We start from the raw sequence: 18,914 nt of genomic DNA, 5'->3' as shown, positions 1-18,914 counted from the left end.
AAAATTTTATGCTTTTTTTTGAAGCTTTATTTTTTACCTATGGAATATACACCAATTAACAAATGGAACGAGGACGACAGACCTCGTGAGAAGCTACTGAATAAAGGCCGCTCAGCACTTAGCGATAGTGAACTTATAGCGATATTAATAGGTAGCGGCACACGAAATGAAAGTGCCGTTGAACTTGCCCGGAAGGTGCTTTCACTTTGCCAAAACAATTTGAACGAATTGGCTGGCTTGTCCCTCAAAGAACTCATTACGGTGAAAGGTATTGGAGAAGCAAAAGCCATTACTATTTCTGCAGCACTTGAACTGGGCCGCCGCCGCAAGGAAGGTGAATGGCAAGAAAAACCCCAACTACAATCGAGCAGAGATGCATATAACCAACTGTGGCCGCACATGGCCGACCTCGACCATGAACAGTTTTGGATATTACTTTTGAATAGGGCTAATAAAGTGCTTTCCGCAAAGAAAGTGAGTCAAGGTGGGATGACAGGAACTGTGGCCGACCCTAAACTGATTTTTAAAACTGCTATTGAAAATGATGCTTGTTATATAATACTTTGTCATAACCATCCTTCAGGAAATTTAAAACCTAGCCAAGCAGATTTAGACTTAACCAAAAAACTTAAAGAAGCTGGAAAGTTGCTTGAAATCCCTGTTCTTGATCATATAATAGTAGCTGCAGGAAAGTATTATAGCTTTGCGGATGAGGGGATTTTATAATTTACTCCGCCGAGGCGGATTTGAATTATGATTTAATGATTTGAATTCAATCATTTATCACAACTTCTCAAATATATATTTACTGATTCTGGTAAATAAATGCAACCTGGTTTTGCCACCTCTTATTCCATGGTTTTTATTGGGATAATATTCTGAGTCGAATGGGATATTTTTATTGATCATGGCATTCACCATTTCTGCTGAGTTTTGGAAATGCACATTATCATCGCCTGTACCATGAATAATCAAATAATTACCTTTTATTTTATCTACAAAATTGATCGGTGAATTTTGATCGTAACCCACTGCGTTGTCTTGCGGCTTTTGCATATAGCGTTCGGTATATATATTATCATAAAAACGCCAATTGGTAACAGGTGCCACTGCTATAGCGGTTTTGAAAAACGCAGCTCCTTTGGTAATAGCCAACGATGACATATAACCTCCGAAACTCCATCCAAACATTCCTATCCTGCTGGCATCTGCCCAAGGCTGAGTGCCCAACCATTTGGCTACTTCTATCTGGTCAATAATTTCGTAATGACCCATTTCTTTATAGGTTACTTTTTTGAACGATGCTCCCCTACCACCTGTGCCACGGCCATCTACACATACCACCACATAACCTTTTGATGCCAAATATTGAAACCAATAATAATAAGCTCCCATCCACTTATCCACTACTAATTGACTGCCGGGGCCACCATATACATATTGTAATACGGGATGCTTTTTGTTGGTATCAAATTTTTTGGGATGAAATACATAACCATATAAGTTGAGCATTTCTGAGGTATTCATTTCGAAAAATTCGACCGTACTCAGTTCATATCTTTCCAACCTGGTGCGTAGTTTTTTATTATCTTCCACTATTCGTAATTCGTAACCATTATTATTATATATACTTATAAAATAAGGTGTATTGATATTGGAATAAATACATAGGAAATATTTATAATTACTGCTAAAATGTACTTCATTATTTCCATCACGAATGGTGATGCGTTTTTTTCCTGTTCCATCCAATTTGACACGCCAAAGGTTGCGGTCGGTAAAGCTAACTTCAGTAGAATTAAAATATATGTATCCCGATTTTTTATCATAACCTATAAACTGGTCCACCTCCCATTTTCCTTTGGTAATTTGATTAACCAAGCTACCATCTTTTGTTTTAAATAAATACAAATGTTTATATCCATTGCGTTCGCTGGCCATTAAAAACTCATCGCCATTCTCTAAAAATGTAAGGTCTTCGGGCACTTCCACATAAGTATCGCTCGCTTCGCTGAGCATGGCTCTGGTAACACCACTTTTGGGATTGGCCATCAAAAGGTCCAAATTATTTTGCAAGCGGTTCATTTTATAAACACATAGTTCGCTGCCATCATGATTCCATTTAATTCGGGGAATATATATATCTGTTTCCGTGCCTAAATTAACCTGCACACGATTGCCAGTGGCTATTTCATAAATCCATATAGTAACTACCGAATTATTTTCGCCTGCTTTTGGATATTTAAAAGTTTCAGTACTGGGATATAAACCATTATATAAAGGCATGGAGTATGATTTTACATTGCTTTCATCAAAACGGTAATAAGCTATATATTTCCCATCGGGCGAAAATGAATAACCCGAGGTCAATGCAAATTCTTCTTCGTATACCCAGTCGGCGGCACCATTTATAATCTCGTTCTTCTTACCATCATTCGTAATTCGCGTCTCCGACATATTATTCTCTATATTGATTAGATACAAATCATTGTCACGCACCATAGCTACATACTTATCATTGGGTCCAAAGCTGGCGTTCATCCCTTTGCCCGTGCTAATAAATTTACTCTCCCGACTTTTGCGGTCAAAAATAAAATATTTGGCGGTGAATGAATGGCGATAAACCTGTTCGTGCTCTGCCTCGAACAATACCCGCATTTCATTATTATTGAATTGGTAATTCCCAAAATCGACTTCACCTTCATAGCCTGCTGGTTTAACTTTTCTGCTTTCGGCAATGGTACCTTCGAGCTTCCCAGTTTTATAACTATATTGGTTAAGCAAATAATTTTTATCGCCTTCGTGATAATCCACTTTGCTAAAAAATTCCCCATCTTTCATCGAGCGATATCCGCTTACAAACTTGGGCGAGAACCTACCTGTTTCCCATATATCTGCCAATTTTAATTCGAGTTTGCCAGTATCAGGTTCGTCTTGGGCATATATGTTTTGGAAAAATAAACCGCACAGCAGAAGTGCAAAAATGTGTTTTGTATATCGCATAAAAAGTGTGCGAAAATAAGGAAAGAATTGCGAATCTAGACATATCGTGTGGTGCGAGATTTAACAACTCAACCAAGTCTCCCGCCGAGGCGGGGCTATCCGACTTGTACCCCCGCAGAAGTATCAAATCTGTACACGGGACAAAATACAGCAAGGATTTTAACATACCTTACCTTTCGTTGAAATTAAGTATTTATTTTTCAATATTTTAAACACAGTTTATTGAGATTTAATTTGGTTTGGAAATTTAATTTTGCTCTAACTTTTATTCTACTATAGGCTCTTAATTCGTCAACTTTGTATCAAGAAATTAAATACAAAGCCTTATGAAAAATCTATCATACCTCCTAAAACCAGTAGTTATCATAATATGTTTATTATGGTACTCGCACAGCAATGCAAACAATCTATCCATCTCTAACCTACAACTAACGGGGCAGAACACCTCGGCTGGATCGGGCAGCACCAGTAATTATATATTGGTGCAGTTCGACCTTAGTTGGGAAAATTCTTTCCGTGACACTGTAAATTGGGACGCAGTTTGGGTATATATAAAATATAAAACAAGCAGCGGCACTACTTGGAAACATGCTACACTGAGCATTACAGGGAATACAGCTCCATCGGGTTCCACCATTTCTGTTCCTACCGATAAGAAAGGTGCATTTATATACCGTAGCGATACAGGAAGCGGCACTTTTTCGCTCACCGCTGTACAACTAAAATGGTATTATGCACTTGACACAATTGGTGATGATGATACCTACGATATAAAAGTGATGGGCTGCGAAATGGTGTATGTTCCGCAAGCAACATATAGTTTAGGTGCGGGTGGCGGAAGCGAATCATATACATTTTATAAGTATGGAAGTTCGTCGTATGGATCATATAGTGTGAGTTCAGAAAGTGCAATCACTATGGGTACCAGTAGTGGCAATTTATATGCTCGCGGATATGGGCCCTCAGCAACATTGTCAGCATCATTTCCTAAAGGCTATCAAGCATTTTACTGCATGAAATATGAAATAAGCCAAGGTCAATACCTCGAATTTTTAAATTGCTTAACACGTACCCAGCAAAACTACAATGTGAACTGCACCCTTAGTGCTGATGCTCCTTCAAAAGCCTATGTGCTATCCAATTACGCTACTTTGCTTAATCGCAATTACCTCACTTGCCCAACATCGGGCAATGGCACTACCAACCCCGTAGTATTTACTTGCACAGCACCCACACTTGTATGCAATATGCTAAGCTGGCAAGAAGTTGCTGCTTACTTGGACTGGTCGGCACTAAGGCCTATTACTGAACTTGAATATGAGAAAGCTTGTCGTGGCCACCAAACTCCTACATCTCAAGAATTTGCGTGGGGAACTACCAGCCCTGGCACTGGTAATTATAATTTAAGTTACCGAACAACCGATTCAGAATATGTGAGCAATGCAAGTAGTAGCAGCAGCACAAGTAATTGTATATATTCTGCAACAGCGGCTGGCTCAAGCATGGACGGTAAAACACGTTGCGGCGTATTTGCAAATTCATCATCAAACCGAACTACTTCTGGGGCATCCTATTATGGAATTATGGAATTGAGCGGAAGTGTATGGGAACGAGTGGTTGGTATCTATACCAGCACTGGCAGGTCGTTTACAGGATCGCACGGCGATGGAAATATAACGAGCGGAGGATATGCAAACAACAGCGACTGGCCAGGGTATTCTTCCGGAAATATTACAGGTGGCACAGGCTCTGCTTATAGAGGAGGAAGCATGAGCTACGGCACGGATAGGTTAAGAGTATCCGACCGCAACTGGGCAGGCAGCACCGACTATGCAAAACACCAAGGCCGCGGAGGTAGGGGGTGAGAACAGCACCCTAAGGATATTTTATTCGCCGCGGCGAATTGCATTTTTAATTTTATATTTTATATCATTAAACACAACTGCCCTGGGTTGTGTGTTTTCACCAACCACACAATCATTTATCATTTATCATTTATTCCGCCGAGGCGGACCTCATTAACCATTAATATATACTATCATGAAAAACTTAATTATAACAACCAGCCTTATTTTGTGTTTACAAACTATTATTACTGCACAAACACTCAACAAATATCAGGGACGAAGTGGCGATGGCTATGCTTCTGCATCAGCTAACAAAAGCTCGGCACTGCCTGTCATCTTAAGCTCATTCAATCTTATAAAAAACGACAAACTTGTTACCTTATCTTGGTCTACCACATCAGAGACAAGCTCTGAATTATTTATGATACAACGCAGCTTTGATGGTGTATATTTTGAAACCATTAACGAGCAAGCAGCACAGGGAAACAGCTTCACCAAAATAAATTATTCATACACTGATTCACTGAACGACCAAACAGGCACTATATATTATAAATTGTTGCAAAAAGATGTGAACCAATATGCTAAATCTGTTGGGGTAAAGACCATTAACTTTAATGGGGCTGCTATATTACTACCGCTTACTTTATATCCAAACCCAGCAAACGAGTATATAACCTTGCTGAATGAAAACAATAATATACTACGCGATTTCTCAGTAATTATAGTTGGGATGGATGGTAAAATATATCATAACGGCCTATATACAAATTCTGGAATTGATGTCTCAAATTTTGCAGAAGGTATTTATATATTAAATTCATTTGCAACGCCCAATCAAACGTTGAAATTTGTGGTGAAACATTAAAGGTGCAACGGAAAAGGAGTTAGTACCATGGAACCTATGCCTCAACGTATCTCTGTCCAATTAGAGTGGGTGCTGGTTACGGACGCAGAGTGCCGACCACTATATACTTTATACAATATACCAATTATCGACTATTTTTGCCTAATGAAAAAAATCATTTTTACGCTCTTCATCTCACTAACTGCGGGCTTGATACAGGCTCAAACTATTACCTTAGACTGGGTAAAAAAAATAGGTGGTGCTTCATTCGACGAGGCATATGCGGTAGCGGTTGACCCCAGTGGAAATATATTTATAGCAGGTAGTTTTACAGGAATTGTGGACTTCGATCCCTCCCCTACCAAAACTTTTTACATAACTTCTGCTTCTTTAAGTCAAGATATTTTTGTATGTAAACTCGATGCAAAAGGAAACTTTATATGGGCCAAAGGCATGGGAGGAGATTTTGAGGAATCCGCTCTTACGATGGCTGTTGATGCAGAAGGAGCAGTGTATGCCGCGGGTTTCTTTCAGGACTTTGGCGATTTTGACCCCGGTAAGCAAGGATATAATATGGGCTCTGCAGGATTGGACGATATATTTATTTCGAAACTGGATGCTGATGGAAACTTTATATGGGCCAAAAGAATTGGAGGAACAGGATATGACTACGTAAATTCTATGAGCTTGAAAAACAATGTTATCTATTTGGCTGGAACATTCCAATCAACAGTCGATTTTGATCCATCGGGCAATACCACAAACCTCACATCAAGCGGTGAATTTGATATACATGTTATCAAACTAGATACGGCAGGAAAATATATTTGGGCCAAGGCAATGGGTGGAGTATATAGCGACGGAGCTAATTCGGTAAGTATTGATGCTTCCGAAAATATATATACTACTGGGTTTTACCAAGATGATGCGGACTTCGACCCGAGCAACACAATTTATACATTAAAATCGCAGGGCGGTACTGAAATCTTTATTTCAAAACTCGACTCATCGGGCAAATTTGTTTGGGCAAAAAGAATAGGAGCCACGAGCGATGACCAGGCACTTTCCATTGTGTCTGACGATTTGGGAAATGTATATACCACAGGATTTTTTATTGGTACAGTTGATTTTAATCCCGGACCACCAAAATATGATATGACCGCCGCAGGCGGAGCAGATGCTTATGTAGTAAAACTAGATGCGAAAGGCAATTTTGCATGGGCCAAACAAATTAGTGGTAAAGGAACAGAATTGGGAAACTCCATTACTTTGGATAAATTTGGAAATTTATATAGTACCGGGTATTTTGATAGTACCGTGGATTTTGACCCAGGAGCATCCGTATATAATATTACTTCCCACAACTCATTGGATATATTTGTATACAAGTTTGATACTTCGGGCAATTTTAAATGGGCATATTCATTCGGTGGAACCCAAACAGAATTAGGCCAAAGTATTATAACAGATAAATTCGGAGATGTATATACTGTAGGTTATTTTAGTGATACGGCAAACTTCGGTATCGACACTGCACAAACCAATCAACTTATATCGGGAGGCAGCAGTGATATGTTCATCCATAAAATAAAACAATGTGCCGCATCAAATGCAGATACAAATATTCAGGCTTGTTACAACGTTAAACTCAATAATAAAAACTATGACAGTACTGGAATATATTATGATACCATTGCCAACGTGAGAGGCTGCGATAGCTTAATTACTTTGCATATTACTATTGACAAAATAGATACTGCAGTTATAAAAAACGGGAATATACTTACTGCAAAAGCTACTGGAAAAACCTACCAATGGATTGACTGTAATAAAAACTACACTCCCATTGCAGGCCAAACCAGTCAAAGCTTTAAACCCGTGTTGAATGGTGATTATGCGGTAATTATCACCTTTGGGAATTGTACATATACCACTATTTGCCATAATATTAACAATGCTGGTATTGCGGAACAAAATCAAAACTATATACAAATATTTCCCAATCCTACCCAAGGAAATTTTACTATCAATTTCAGCAATATTCGCCGCGGCGAACAAAATGCTACCCTCAAAATATATAACATAACAGGGCAAGTAGTATTATATAAAAACAACATATCGGGCGATAGTTTCAACACGAATATTTCTGAATTTGGCGAAGGGATATACTTGCTCGAATTGACTGATTACAATGGCAGTTGGTTCAAAAAGATTGTAGTGAAAGAATAAGGACTATATAACATTACCAAATGAAATATGTAGTTTGTATGTTGGTGTTTTTATGTGGTTCCAAATCGTATGCCCAACAAGAGGAAGAAAGATTTGAATATCGAAGGGATACAATCCTTTATAATCCTTTTTGGTCACTTAACATTTGACAGCGTACTGGCATACAATTTCAACTATGATTCCATAACTCATCAAAAAAAGCATCGGGTTACTTTTCTTGATCCAGACTTTAATGTTTTAAAATTTCATCTTTTACGTAAATCTTCAATTTGAACAATAGATTCAACTTTGCTAAAAGAATTATTAAAAACAATAAATGACACCTTAACTTATGGTGGCTATACTATGGCGTGTTTCGAACCTAGACTTAGCATTGGTTTTTTCATAAAAAATAAAATTGTGTGTACCATCTATATTTGTTTTGATTGTAATTATTGAGGGTCATCAATAAAGATACCTGCATCCAACTACTTATATTTCCCTGCAATCAATAAACACCATGAAGGATTTAGCAATAAAGGTAAAGAAAGACAATTGAATATTTATTCAAAGCTAAAAATGGGTTATTGCAAAAACTGAATACGTCAAATCGAAGTGCTGAAACTTTTAAGTGCAAGTTGGCTACTATCCTTTATTAGTCAACGAACTAGACAATGCTATAAACATTGCAAAAAACAATCGCAGATTTGAATGCAGTAATAGTGCATGAATAGAAGTGCATCTTATAAAAATAAGAACAGATTTGGCAACTCTGCCTGGCACAGCGTAGGCAGAGTTGTCAAATCTACCTACATACAAAAAAGTTTGCTTTTTGTTTATAACGCGTTTGCAAAGGACAGTTTTTGTGGTGTTGTTTTGTGGGTTATATTATGGCTGCAGGAAAAGAAACCCCATTGATGAAACAGTATACTAGTTTTAAAACTAAGTATCCTGATGCTCTGCTGCTTTTTCGTGTCGGCGATTTCTATGAAACCTTTGGTGAAGATGCTATAAAGGCTTCACAAATTTTGGGAATCGTGCTTACTAAAAGAGCCAATGGGCAAGCTAGTCATATAGAACTTGCTGGTTTTCCTTATCATTCTTTGGATACTTATTTGCCCAAACTTGTTCGTGCTGGTCAGCGTGTGGCAATTTGCGAACAATTAGAAGACCCCAAACTTGCCAAAGGAATTGTGAAACGTGGGGTGACCGAATTGGTATCGCCTGGGGTTGCATATAGTGAGAAAATTGTCGACCATAAATCCAATAATTTTTTAGCCTCTATATATTTTGACAAGGACCAAACAGGTATTGCTTTTTTGGATATATCTACAGGGGAGTTTATGGCTGCCCAAGGTAGCTTGGCTTATATCGATAAACTATTACAAAGTCTCAAACCTGCCGAAGTTTTGATATCAAAACCGCAACTTAAAACTTTCAAAACATTATATACTGATAGTTTTTATACTTATGCTGTTGATGATTGGATTTTCATGCCCGATTTTGCCAAAGAAAAACTATTAAAACAATTTGAAACGACCACACTTAAAGGTTTCGGAATTGATACACTTGAACTAGGTATTATTGCAGCAGGTGCAGCTTTGCATTATGTGCAGGAAAATTTGCAAAAAGAAATCACGCACCTAAATGCTATTAGCCGATTGGACGAAAGCAAATATGTATGGCTCGATAAATTCACCATCCGTAATCTTGAGATATTAAGTACTGCCAGCGAAAAAGGAACAAGTCTCATTGATATTTTAGATAAAACAAATACCGCTATGGGCAGTCGTTTGTTCAAGCGTTGGTTAGTATTGCCGCTCAAAGATTTGCAACCCATACAAGAGCGTTTGGATTCTGTAGAATATTTCACCAAACAGCAAAACGACTATATACAATTGAGTGATGCTTTGCAGCAAATGGGCGACCTCGAACGCTTAATTTCTAAAGTAGCAATGGGTCGTGTAAACCCTCGTGAATTGTACCAACTTCATCGCTCCATGCAATTATTGCCAGGCATTAAAACGCTTTGTGAAAACAGTGGACATGCTCCGCTGATGCATCTCGGCCAACAATTAAATTTGTGTACACTTATTATAGATAAAATTGGTCACACTGTAAATGCTGATGCTCCTGCTCTCCTCAATAAAGGCGGAGTAATTAATGCAGGAATTGATAGTGAATTGGACGAACTGCGAGCCATTTCGCATTCGGGAAAAGATTATTTATTGCAAATGCAACAACGTGAAGCCCTTGCTACTGGCATTACTTCGCTTAAGATTGCTTATAATAATGTATTCGGTTATTATATAGAAGTAACACACTTACACAAAAACAAAGTACCTCCCGAATGGCATCGTAAACAGACATTGACAAATGCTGAAAGATATATAACTCCCGAACTTAAAGTATATGAAGAAAAAATACTCGGTGCCGAGGATAAAATACTTTCGCTCGAGGTAAAACTATATAATAGTTTGGTGGAAGAAGTGGCAGGATATATTGGCCCTGTGCAGCAAAACGCAATGGTACTGGCCAAGCTTGATTGCCTATGTAGTTATACTAAAACAGCCATCGAATATAATTTTTGCAAACCCAAACTGAACGAAGGCCACGAACTACAATTGCTCGGTTGTCGCCATCCTGTTATAGAACGCAATATGAAAGCAGGCGAATATTATATACCCAATGATTTAATGTTGAATCGTGAGGAACAACAAATTATTATATTAACTGGCCCGAATATGTCGGGTAAATCCGCCTTGCTCAGGCAAACGGCACTGGCAGTTTTAATGGCACAAGCAGGGAGTTTTGTAGCATGTACGGAAGCTAACATTGGATTGGTAGATAAAGTATTTACCCGTGTGGGTGCTAGCGATAACTTATCAGGTGGCGAAAGTACTTTTATGGTAGAGATGACCGAAACCGCCAGTATTCTCAATAACCTTAGCGACCGCAGTTTAATTTTGCTCGATGAGATTGGTCGTGGTACAAGTACTTATGATGGTGTTTCTTTGGCATGGAGTATTACAGAGTTTTTGAATAAGCAAAGCTTCAAGCCGAAAACATTATTTGCTACGCACTATCATGAATTGAACGAGTTGGAAGAGACCCATTCAGGTATTAAAAACTATCATATATCACTGAAAGAAAGTGGCAATAAAATTATATTTTTACGCAAACTTTTACCCGGTGGCAGCGAACATAGTTTTGGTATACATGTAGCTAAAATGGCGGGCATACCGCAGCAAGTTTTAAAACGTGCAAACGAAATCCTCAGCCACCTCGAAGCACAACGCGGCGAGATAGAAGGCAATGATACTAGAGCTGCAGTGAAAAACATCCCGCAATCAACCTTGCAAATGAATATGTTCACTTTGGATGATCCGTTGTTAACCCGCATCAATGAAGAGTTCCGTAAAATTGACCTCAACCACATGACGCCGATGGAAGCCTTGTTGAAAATTCAGTTTTTGAAGAATATTTTTGATAAAGTGGAATAAAATTACGATTGACGATGTAGTTCGCCGCGGCGAGTACGATGTACCTGATCCACCGAAATATGGAACGATTCGCCTCTAACTAGGAGAGCGATGATGTTGCTGTCGCGACGTAATCCTGTCCATGATAAACCCCACAAGCTTGCGGGAGAATTGTTTCAGAATCTCTCAAAGGACTTAGTCACTCATTGGGGTTCGTGGTTGGTGTCCACACTTTAAGTGCTCGGTAACAGAAATTCTCCAATAGGAGCAATGTATCGGTAACAAATAATTTTAATACAGTTTTTGAAACACCATAGGTGTGAGATTTAGCAAGGGTTTCAAGATGTACCGAAGACCTATGGTGCCCCAACAACCAAATAATGACCTCCCAATTAATTTACTCCGAACACAATTTGACAGGAGATAGTTAAAAACTTATCTCAAAATGTTTTACATTTGCAACGTGATGAAAAAATCGACCCTGCTTTTATTATTCATTGGCTACATGATGGCCCAATCAGTATTAGGGCAGCTTAAGAGATATTCTGAGTATGATTTTGCCAAAGATTACCTGAAACAGAATCACATAAAAGGGAAAGTGAAAAAATTATCCGAAGCTCACCTGTCGATGGAGCCAAGCCCTAATGCATGGGGTTATCTTTATTCTTATCAAGAATTTGACACCAATGGCAATATCACAAAAATTTCCAAATTTGATCAAGATTTTGAAGAAATAACCAGTGAAATTAATTTCAGATACGATGAAAAAGGGAATTTGGTAGAAAGTAAAAAACTTCCCTATAAATATTTCGATGATAGCATTTATATAGATACCGCTGCCATAACAAAAGACACCTTATTATATAATATCGAAGGTAGTTTAGTAGCTATTATCAAACATAAACACAATAGAGTTATAGGGAGTTTTAGAATTAAATACAATAAAAAAGGTCAAGTAATTGAAGAGTTTGATTCACTAAAAACCAATACCATATTGAAATATGATAGCAATAATTGTATAATTGAAGAAATAGGTACATTTAATGGAACTGGTAGTTATTCTCCCAGTATCATAAATAAATATGACAGGAAAGGGAATATGGTGCTGCACAAGGAGGGAAATGACAGAATCGATAGCTTTAAATATGAAAATAAGTTTAGGAAAGTCGAAGACGCCTCATACCTAGCGGGTAAATTGAACTGGAAAACTGTTTCCTTTTATAATAAGAAGAAAGAGTTGATAAAAGTACAATATTTTAATTCGGAGAATAAACTTACCAGTGAAATTGAACACGGAAACAACAATGCCACTTCTGCATCCAAAGCAACAAATATCCTTGAAAAGACTTCATATAATAAAATGAAATACTCCTATTATGATAAAAAGGGTAACTGGCTCAAATCCTTCGTAGGCGATAAATCGGGTTATATTATAAATAGGACGATAGAGTATTATAAATAAACTACGATTTACCTAGCCGCGGCGAGTGCGAATTACGATGTACGACTTACGATGTATGATGTATGATGTATGATGTATGATGTACGAATTACATGATAAATACTGCAAGTTAGGATTATTCTGGATCTAAATTGAAATACTTTTGGGCATGCCCCACGAAGCGTGGGTCGGGCTATTCGCCTTACTGCGTGCCGGCTTCTATCCCTCATGCGGCTATTGTGACATAAAAAAACAGAAGAATGAGAAAGGACAAAATATTAATATTAATTATCATATTGACAATAGGTATGTCTGCTTATTAATACTATTATAAATAACAATAAAATATTGGAAACGCATATTTTTAATACTAGGCATTATTCCGTTCGGATTTATAATTTCGTTATTGGCATTTTATATACATGCAGGACAAATACTGAGACATTTACCAAGTTATACCAATTCTTAAACTAAAATAGTTCTCCGCCTGTGGCGGATTTAGTTTGAAGGATGGTAATGCCGAACTACATTATGTTTAGTCCGCCTTTTTTTGGCTTATTATATATTGAGTTTCGGTATTATTTCCATTTGCTTTATAAAAGCATACCTCATCATAGCGTTCTCCATAAATGTAGCGAATTCCGTATCAATCAAATAGGATTCTATTTCATTAATAGCGTCAAGAATGTGTTATAAACGAATTTTATCTCCTAATCTATCTCGCATATATCAATTGCTTTTCATTATCAACTAATGGCTTTATATATTTTGATAATCCATTAGATGACACCAAATCAACCTTCTTGTTTAATATTTTTTCAAGGTCAAATTTCATTTGGATAAATTGTAAGCCTATTCTTTGAGTATAATTCCAGTCTACAAGAATATCAATATCGCTCTTTTGGTGTGCTTCGCCTCGAATATATGAAGCTTTTTATTGATTCTATTTTATCTGTATCTAGGTTCAAACAGCAAATATACAAAATTATACTTACTACTATACCAATGGCACAAACCTAAATATCCCATGATTGCTGCTCACAAATTTGGTAGCATTTTGTCGTTCTATTTTTAACATTGTTTTATCATCACCTTTACCAGCGGGTATCACCATAATACCACCCACTTTTAATTGAGCCATTAGTTCGTTGGGAACTTCTTCGGCACCGCAGGTTACTATAATCTTATCGAAGGGTGCCATCTCAGCCCAACCCAAATCTCCTGTACTTAAATGTAATTGTGGTGTGTATCCCAATAACTCTAAATACTTCCCTGCTTTTTTGTGCAACACTTCCACCACTTCGCTGCTATATACATCCAAACCCATAGCACATAATACTGCACTTTGGTAACCACTGCCTGTACCTATCTCCAGTACTTTATCTCCAGCCTTGCAATCCATCAACTGCGATTGCATAGCTACTGTAAAAGGTTGAGAAATAGTTTGTCCGCCTGCTATCGGGAATGCTTTATCCTCATAAGAATAATGCTCAAAGTCCTTCGTAAAAAATATATGTCGGGGTACCTCCATCAGTGCATCAAGCACAGTTTTGTCAGTAATCCCCTTTGCTTTTAAAACGTCAACAAGTTGACGCCTAAGCCCTTTGTGTTTATATGTGTCTATTATCATGTTCCGTAATTCACATCCGTTGGGAAGTGATTTAGGTGGGCGAAATTCGTTCATTTAGTTTTGCCGTGAACAAACATATAATCAACACAGAACACACAGTATGAAAAAAACAAAAATAGGCGTTATCGGAGCAGGCCATTTGGGCAAAATACATATCAAGTTGCTCAAAGAAATTGAAGCATTCGAACTTTGTGGTTTCTATGATTTGAGCGATGTAAATACCGCACAGGTCATTGAAGAATTTGGTGTGAAATCTTTTGCCAGTGCCGATGAGCTTATAGAATCAGTGGATGCGGTTGACATCGTTACCCCTACCCTTTTTCATTATGAAAATGCTGTGAAAGTATTGCGTTCGCAAAAACATTTGTTCATCGAAAAACCTATTTCATCTACTGTTGATGAGGCTTTATCACTGATAGAACTTGCTCGTGAAGCAAATGTGAAAGCCCAAGTAGGACATGTGGAAAGATTCAATCCAGCCTTTCTTGCCGCACGTCAGTTCGACCTTAAACCTATGTTTATTGAAACACATCGTTTGGCTGAGTTCAATCCACGCGGACTCGATGTTCCCGTTGTATTAGATCTAATGATACATGATATAGATATTATGTTGCACTTGGTGAAGTCGAATGTGAAACGCATCAGTGCCAGTGGTGTAGCCGTAGTGAGTGATACAGCAGATATTTGCAATGCACGTATTGAGTTTGACAATGGCTGTGTAGCAAACCTTACTTCTAGCCGCATCAGCATGAAAAATATGCGTAAAACTAGGGTGTTTCAAAAAGATGCTTATATATCAATCGACTTTTTAAACAAAGAAGTAGAGATGGTTCAAATGCACGACCTCGTAGGCACACCTGGCCCTTTTGATATGATTATGGAACTAGGTGATGACCGTACTTCCAAAAAGATTAGTTTTAATAATCCAGAGGTTCCTGCCACAAATGCCATTAAAATGGAGTTGGAAGACTTTGCCCACAGCATCCAACACAAAAAACCAACAGTAGTTAGTTTGCACGATGGCTATAGAGCTTTGGATGTAGCTTATCAGATATTGGATCAGGTGGAAAAAACCATGGTCAAGAATATTTGATAATCATTTGCCTTATCCCTTAATTTCGCAGACGGAACCCTTCGATATCCACCGCGGCGGATAGGATAACAAATGTCAGTCTTAGTTTAACGAAGACAACTCTTGCCATAATCCTTTTAATTAACTGCCGAAAGACGAAAATACAAAATATAAAATATAAAATGACCACTAATCCAGATTTTAACCGCAATGAAGACAATATGAGATTGCTGATTCAGCAATACGAACATGAACTTAGTAAAATATATAAAGGTGGCGGCGATAAAGCCAGAGCCAAGCAACACGAACAAGGAAAAATGCTCGCACGCGAACGTGTCGAATATCTCTGTGATAAAGATACTGAGTTTTTCGAGATAGGAGCCTTTGCAGCTTGGGATATGTATACAGAATATGGCGGTTGCCCTGGTGCTGGAGTTGTTACAGGTATTGGCATCGTAAAGGGACGCCAATGTGTGATAGTAGCAAATGATGCGACTGTAAAAGCTGGAGCTTGGTTCCCTATGAGTGGTAAAAAGAATTTACGTGCCCAGGAAATCGCTATGGAAAATCGTCTACCTATTATATATTTAGTGGATTCTGCTGGAGTTTTTCTTCCATTACAAGATGAAATATTCCCCGACAAGGAACATTTCGGACGTATATTTAGAAACAATGCTATGATGAGCAGTATGGGCATTACACAAATTGCTGCTATTATGGGAAGCTGCGTGGCTGGCGGTGCTTACCTACCTATTATGAGCGATGAAGCTATGATAGTAGATAAAACTGGCAGTATATTTTTGGCAGGGAGTTATTTGGTGAAAGCGGCCATTGGCGAAGATATAGATAATGAAACTTTGGGTGGTGCAACAACACATTGCGAGGTAAGCGGCGTTACTGATTATAAATGCAAAGATGATGCTGATTGCTTGGATAGAATCAGAAATATTGTAGATAAAATGGGTAAATTTGACGAGGCCGGTTTTGACAGAATAGCATCCGTTGCCCCCAAATTTGATGCGAAAGAACTATATGGTATTATGCCTATCGACCGCTCCAAACCTTATGATGCAATTGATATCATAAATCGAATTGTAGACAATAGTGAGATTGAACAATACAAAGAAGATTATGGTAAAACTATTATAACAGGTTATGCACGAATTGATGGTTGGGCAGTAGGAATTGTGGCTAATAATCGCAAGTTAGTAAAAACTAAAAAAGGAGAAATGCAATTGGGTGGTGTTATATATAATGACAGTGCCGACAAAGCCACACGTTTCATCGCAAACTGCAACCAAAAGAAAATACCATTGGTGTTTTTGCAAGATGTAACGGGCTTTATGGTAGGCAGCAGAAGTGAGCATGGTGGCATTATAAAAGATGGTGCGAAGATGGTAAATGCGGTAAGCAATTCTGTAGTTCCTAAATTCACAGTAATAACTGGAAACTCATACGGGGCAGGCAATTACGCCATGTGTGGCAAAGCTTATGACCCGCGATTTATTGTGGCATGGCCTACTTCGCAACTTGCCGTAATGGGTGGCGAACAAGCCGCAAAAGTACTTTTGCAAATGCGAACCGCCACTCTCAAAAACAAAGGCGAAGTAATAACCACAGAAGCTGAAAAAGAATTGTTCGACAAAATCAAAAACAGGTATGCAAGCCAACTCTCGCCATATTATGCCGCCTCACGTTTATGGACCGATGCTATTATAGACCCCGCCAAAACCCGTGAGTGGATTAGTATGGGAATTCTCGCTGCGAATCATGCTCCTATTACCAAGCAGTTTAATATGGGGGTGTTGCAGGTGTGACGTGAAATATTTTTTTTGATAAATCAAAATTTATTTCTATTTTTGGACTCTCACAATATAAGATTCAATTTATGAATATTTTACGAAATGCATTTCTTACAAAAGACGATAAAGTTGATTTAATAAAATGGATGGATGGCTTTTAGCTTGCACAGATGGCAGCTATTATAAGATTATATATCAAACATTAATTTAGATTTCTATTGTTAAATATTATTGATTGCAAATGTAAAATTTAGGCAATGAAAAAATATATTGTCATCCTATTCTTTTATTTAACTAATCCGAAACAAGGAAATGGACAAACTATCAGTAATATGGTTCCTGATAGTAGCAAACTTGATTATGACAAAACATTCTCAGATTTTCTTCAAAATTTAGATAGCGAAGAATTGCAATATATTCAATCAAGTGGAAAGGAAGGTAAAAAATATTTAAAATATTATGACCAATTAATGAATGAAGGGCGGAGAAGTATTAAGCAAAATCTACCGCTTAATACTGCTACTGAAATCACTTTAAAAAATTATAAATATAAAGAACAAATAAAATATGATTCTCCATTTGTATCTTTTTTAGATATTCCACATGGGAGAAACCTACCCACTATTATCCAAAACAATCCTGAAATAAGTGAAATAGCTGGCGAATATTTTAAACAATATAATTTAAACTTAGTAAATACTGAAAATGATATTGAAATACAAAAGTACATTAGCGGTTCATATAGAAAAATGCCATATGAACTAATGGCAGATACGCTTAGGAGAATAATTTTTCATATAGCCGCTATATTATCTAACAGAGATAGTATAATTTTATTTGAAGAGCCTGAAGCACATTCCTATTCACCATATATTGTAAAATTAGCCACTCAAATATTGGCTGAAAAAACGAATCAATATTTTATAGTTACCCATTCACCCTATTTAATAAATGAATTATTCGATGAAAGCTATGCAAGTTCAGATTCTGTAGCATTGCATGTTTGTTATAATGACCCAGGAAACGATTTTATGAAAATAAAAAACCTTAATTCTGAAGAAATAGCAAATGTTATAAATAATGGAACAGATGTTTTTATGAATTATAATTCTTTGTTTCAAAAACATGTTTAATTTCTCAATCCCAGTTATACCTGAATGTTTTGCAGATAGGGTTGTTATTGAGATTTTGGGAGATATTCCAAGGTTTTCTACAAACAAGCAACATGGCAAAACTAAAGTTGAAAACATCGTAATAAACAAAGATGATTATAGCACGAGAAAAAATATCGCCAAATATGAAAATAGTATCGCTCTTGCAATAATAGCCCTAGATAAAGGAGTTCACCCAAAATCTTATTTTAATAATTTCAATATCGAAATATATAATAGTGATAATATAATATATAAAAGGCATAATTCAAAGGAACACTACTTAATATTAATATGCCCAGCCATAGAGAAATGGATGATTGAAGCTTCGAAGCAAGCAGAAGTTTTTATGGATTAATTTCGTATTCCGACTGATTTAAATGATTTAAGAATATATACAAAAAAACAGACAATAGAAACGAGTACTTCTT

The 18,914-nt window shown here is 37.3% G+C and carries 13 protein-coding genes; 10 read left to right on the top strand and 3 right to left on the bottom strand.

What is annotated here, in order from left to right:
• The first annotated feature begins 39 nt into the window (after positions 1-39).
• The gene (radC, locus tag SGJ10_00065) at positions 40-726 is read left to right on the top strand and encodes a DNA repair protein RadC (protein ID MDZ4756515.1); all 687 of its coding nucleotides are present in this window, start codon (positions 40-42) and stop codon (positions 724-726) included.
• A 57-nt stretch (positions 727-783) separates the two neighbouring features.
• Here the strand turns inward: radC and SGJ10_00060 are convergent, their stop codons facing one another.
• A complete protein-coding gene (locus tag SGJ10_00060) occupies positions 784-3,003 on the bottom strand; it encodes a S9 family peptidase (protein ID MDZ4756514.1) in 2,220 nt (739 codons plus the stop codon).
• Between the two features lie 326 nt (positions 3,004-3,329).
• On the opposite strand from SGJ10_00060, the gene SGJ10_00055 reads away from it, so the two are divergent.
• The 5 genes from SGJ10_00055 to SGJ10_00035 all read left to right on the top strand — a co-directional run bounded on the left by SGJ10_00055 (position 3,330) and on the right by SGJ10_00035 (position 12,849).
• A complete protein-coding gene (locus tag SGJ10_00055; protein ID MDZ4756513.1) occupies positions 3,330-4,868 on the top strand; it encodes an SUMF1/EgtB/PvdO family nonheme iron enzyme in 1,539 nt (512 codons plus the stop codon).
• 175 nt (positions 4,869-5,043) lie between these two features.
• Positions 5,044-5,718 (top strand): T9SS type A sorting domain-containing protein, encoded by a 675-nt coding sequence (locus tag SGJ10_00050; protein ID MDZ4756512.1) that lies wholly within the window; start codon positions 5,044-5,046, stop codon positions 5,716-5,718.
• Positions 5,719-5,862: 144 nt separating this feature from the next.
• The gene (locus tag SGJ10_00045) at positions 5,863-7,926 is read left to right on the top strand and encodes a T9SS type A sorting domain-containing protein (GenBank protein ID MDZ4756511.1); all 2,064 of its coding nucleotides are present in this window, start codon (positions 5,863-5,865) and stop codon (positions 7,924-7,926) included.
• An 869-nt stretch (positions 7,927-8,795) separates the two neighbouring features.
• Positions 8,796-11,408, top strand: coding sequence for a DNA mismatch repair protein MutS (gene mutS / locus SGJ10_00040; protein MDZ4756510.1), 2,613 nt, complete (start codon positions 8,796-8,798; stop codon positions 11,406-11,408).
• 445 nt (positions 11,409-11,853) lie between these two features.
• Complete coding sequence (locus SGJ10_00035) at positions 11,854-12,849, top strand: hypothetical protein (protein ID MDZ4756509.1); 996 nt, start codon at positions 11,854-11,856, stop codon at positions 12,847-12,849.
• 694 nt (positions 12,850-13,543) lie between these two features.
• Here the strand turns inward: SGJ10_00035 and SGJ10_00030 are convergent.
• Entirely contained in the window at positions 13,544-13,750 is a 207-nt protein-coding gene (locus SGJ10_00030) for a nucleotidyltransferase domain-containing protein (protein MDZ4756508.1), read from the bottom strand.
• Positions 13,751-13,825: 75 nt separating this feature from the next.
• Complete coding sequence (locus tag SGJ10_00025; protein ID MDZ4756507.1) at positions 13,826-14,458, bottom strand: protein-L-isoaspartate(D-aspartate) O-methyltransferase; 633 nt, start codon at positions 14,456-14,458, stop codon at positions 13,826-13,828.
• Positions 14,459-14,558: 100 nt separating this feature from the next.
• On the opposite strand from SGJ10_00025, the gene SGJ10_00020 reads away from it, so the two are divergent.
• The 4 genes from SGJ10_00020 to SGJ10_00005 all read left to right on the top strand — a co-directional run bounded on the left by SGJ10_00020 (position 14,559) and on the right by SGJ10_00005 (position 18,841).
• On the top strand, positions 14,559-15,551 hold the full coding sequence (locus SGJ10_00020) for a Gfo/Idh/MocA family oxidoreductase (GenBank protein MDZ4756506.1): 993 nt from the start codon (positions 14,559-14,561) through the stop codon (positions 15,549-15,551).
• Positions 15,552-15,712: 161 nt separating this feature from the next.
• Positions 15,713-17,347, top strand: coding sequence for an acyl-CoA carboxylase subunit beta (locus SGJ10_00015; GenBank protein MDZ4756505.1), 1,635 nt, complete (start codon positions 15,713-15,715; stop codon positions 17,345-17,347).
• A 242-nt stretch (positions 17,348-17,589) separates the two neighbouring features.
• Positions 17,590-18,465, top strand: coding sequence for an AAA family ATPase (locus SGJ10_00010; protein MDZ4756504.1), 876 nt, complete (start codon positions 17,590-17,592; stop codon positions 18,463-18,465).
• Positions 18,458-18,841, top strand: a complete 384-nt coding sequence (locus SGJ10_00005) for a hypothetical protein (GenBank protein ID MDZ4756503.1) — start codon at positions 18,458-18,460, stop codon at positions 18,839-18,841. The genes SGJ10_00010 and SGJ10_00005 overlap by 8 nt, the downstream gene beginning before the upstream one ends.
• The last annotated feature ends 73 nt before the right edge of the window (positions 18,842-18,914 follow it).

Source organism: Bacteroidota bacterium (assembly GCA_034439655.1).
Lineage (GTDB): Bacteria > Bacteroidota > Bacteroidia > UKL13-3 > UKL13-3 > CANJUD01.
This window is presented reverse-complemented; position numbering and strand designations above follow the sequence as displayed.

What these genes read in the sequence shown, in the direction of transcription:
- radC (MDZ4756515.1), top strand. Translation starts at nt 40, where the DNA reads ATGGAATATACACCAATTAACAAATGGAACGAGGACGACAGACCTCGT.
- SGJ10_00060 (MDZ4756514.1), bottom strand. Translation starts at nt 3,003, where the DNA reads ATGCGATATACAAAACACATTTTTGCACTTCTGCTGTGCGGTTTATTT.
- SGJ10_00055 (MDZ4756513.1), top strand. Translation starts at nt 3,330, where the DNA reads ATGAAAAATCTATCATACCTCCTAAAACCAGTAGTTATCATAATATGT.
- SGJ10_00050 (MDZ4756512.1), top strand. Translation starts at nt 5,044, where the DNA reads ATGAAAAACTTAATTATAACAACCAGCCTTATTTTGTGTTTACAAACT.
- SGJ10_00045 (MDZ4756511.1), top strand. Translation starts at nt 5,863, where the DNA reads ATGAAAAAAATCATTTTTACGCTCTTCATCTCACTAACTGCGGGCTTG.
- mutS (MDZ4756510.1), top strand. Translation starts at nt 8,796, where the DNA reads ATGGCTGCAGGAAAAGAAACCCCATTGATGAAACAGTATACTAGTTTT.
- SGJ10_00035 (MDZ4756509.1), top strand. Translation starts at nt 11,854, where the DNA reads ATGAAAAAATCGACCCTGCTTTTATTATTCATTGGCTACATGATGGCC.
- SGJ10_00025 (MDZ4756507.1), bottom strand. Translation starts at nt 14,458, where the DNA reads ATGATAATAGACACATATAAACACAAAGGGCTTAGGCGTCAACTTGTT.
- SGJ10_00020 (MDZ4756506.1), top strand. Translation starts at nt 14,559, where the DNA reads ATGAAAAAAACAAAAATAGGCGTTATCGGAGCAGGCCATTTGGGCAAA.
- SGJ10_00015 (MDZ4756505.1), top strand. Translation starts at nt 15,713, where the DNA reads ATGACCACTAATCCAGATTTTAACCGCAATGAAGACAATATGAGATTG.
- SGJ10_00010 (MDZ4756504.1), top strand. Translation starts at nt 17,590, where the DNA reads ATGAAAAAATATATTGTCATCCTATTCTTTTATTTAACTAATCCGAAA.
- SGJ10_00005 (MDZ4756503.1), top strand. Translation starts at nt 18,458, where the DNA reads ATGTTTAATTTCTCAATCCCAGTTATACCTGAATGTTTTGCAGATAGG.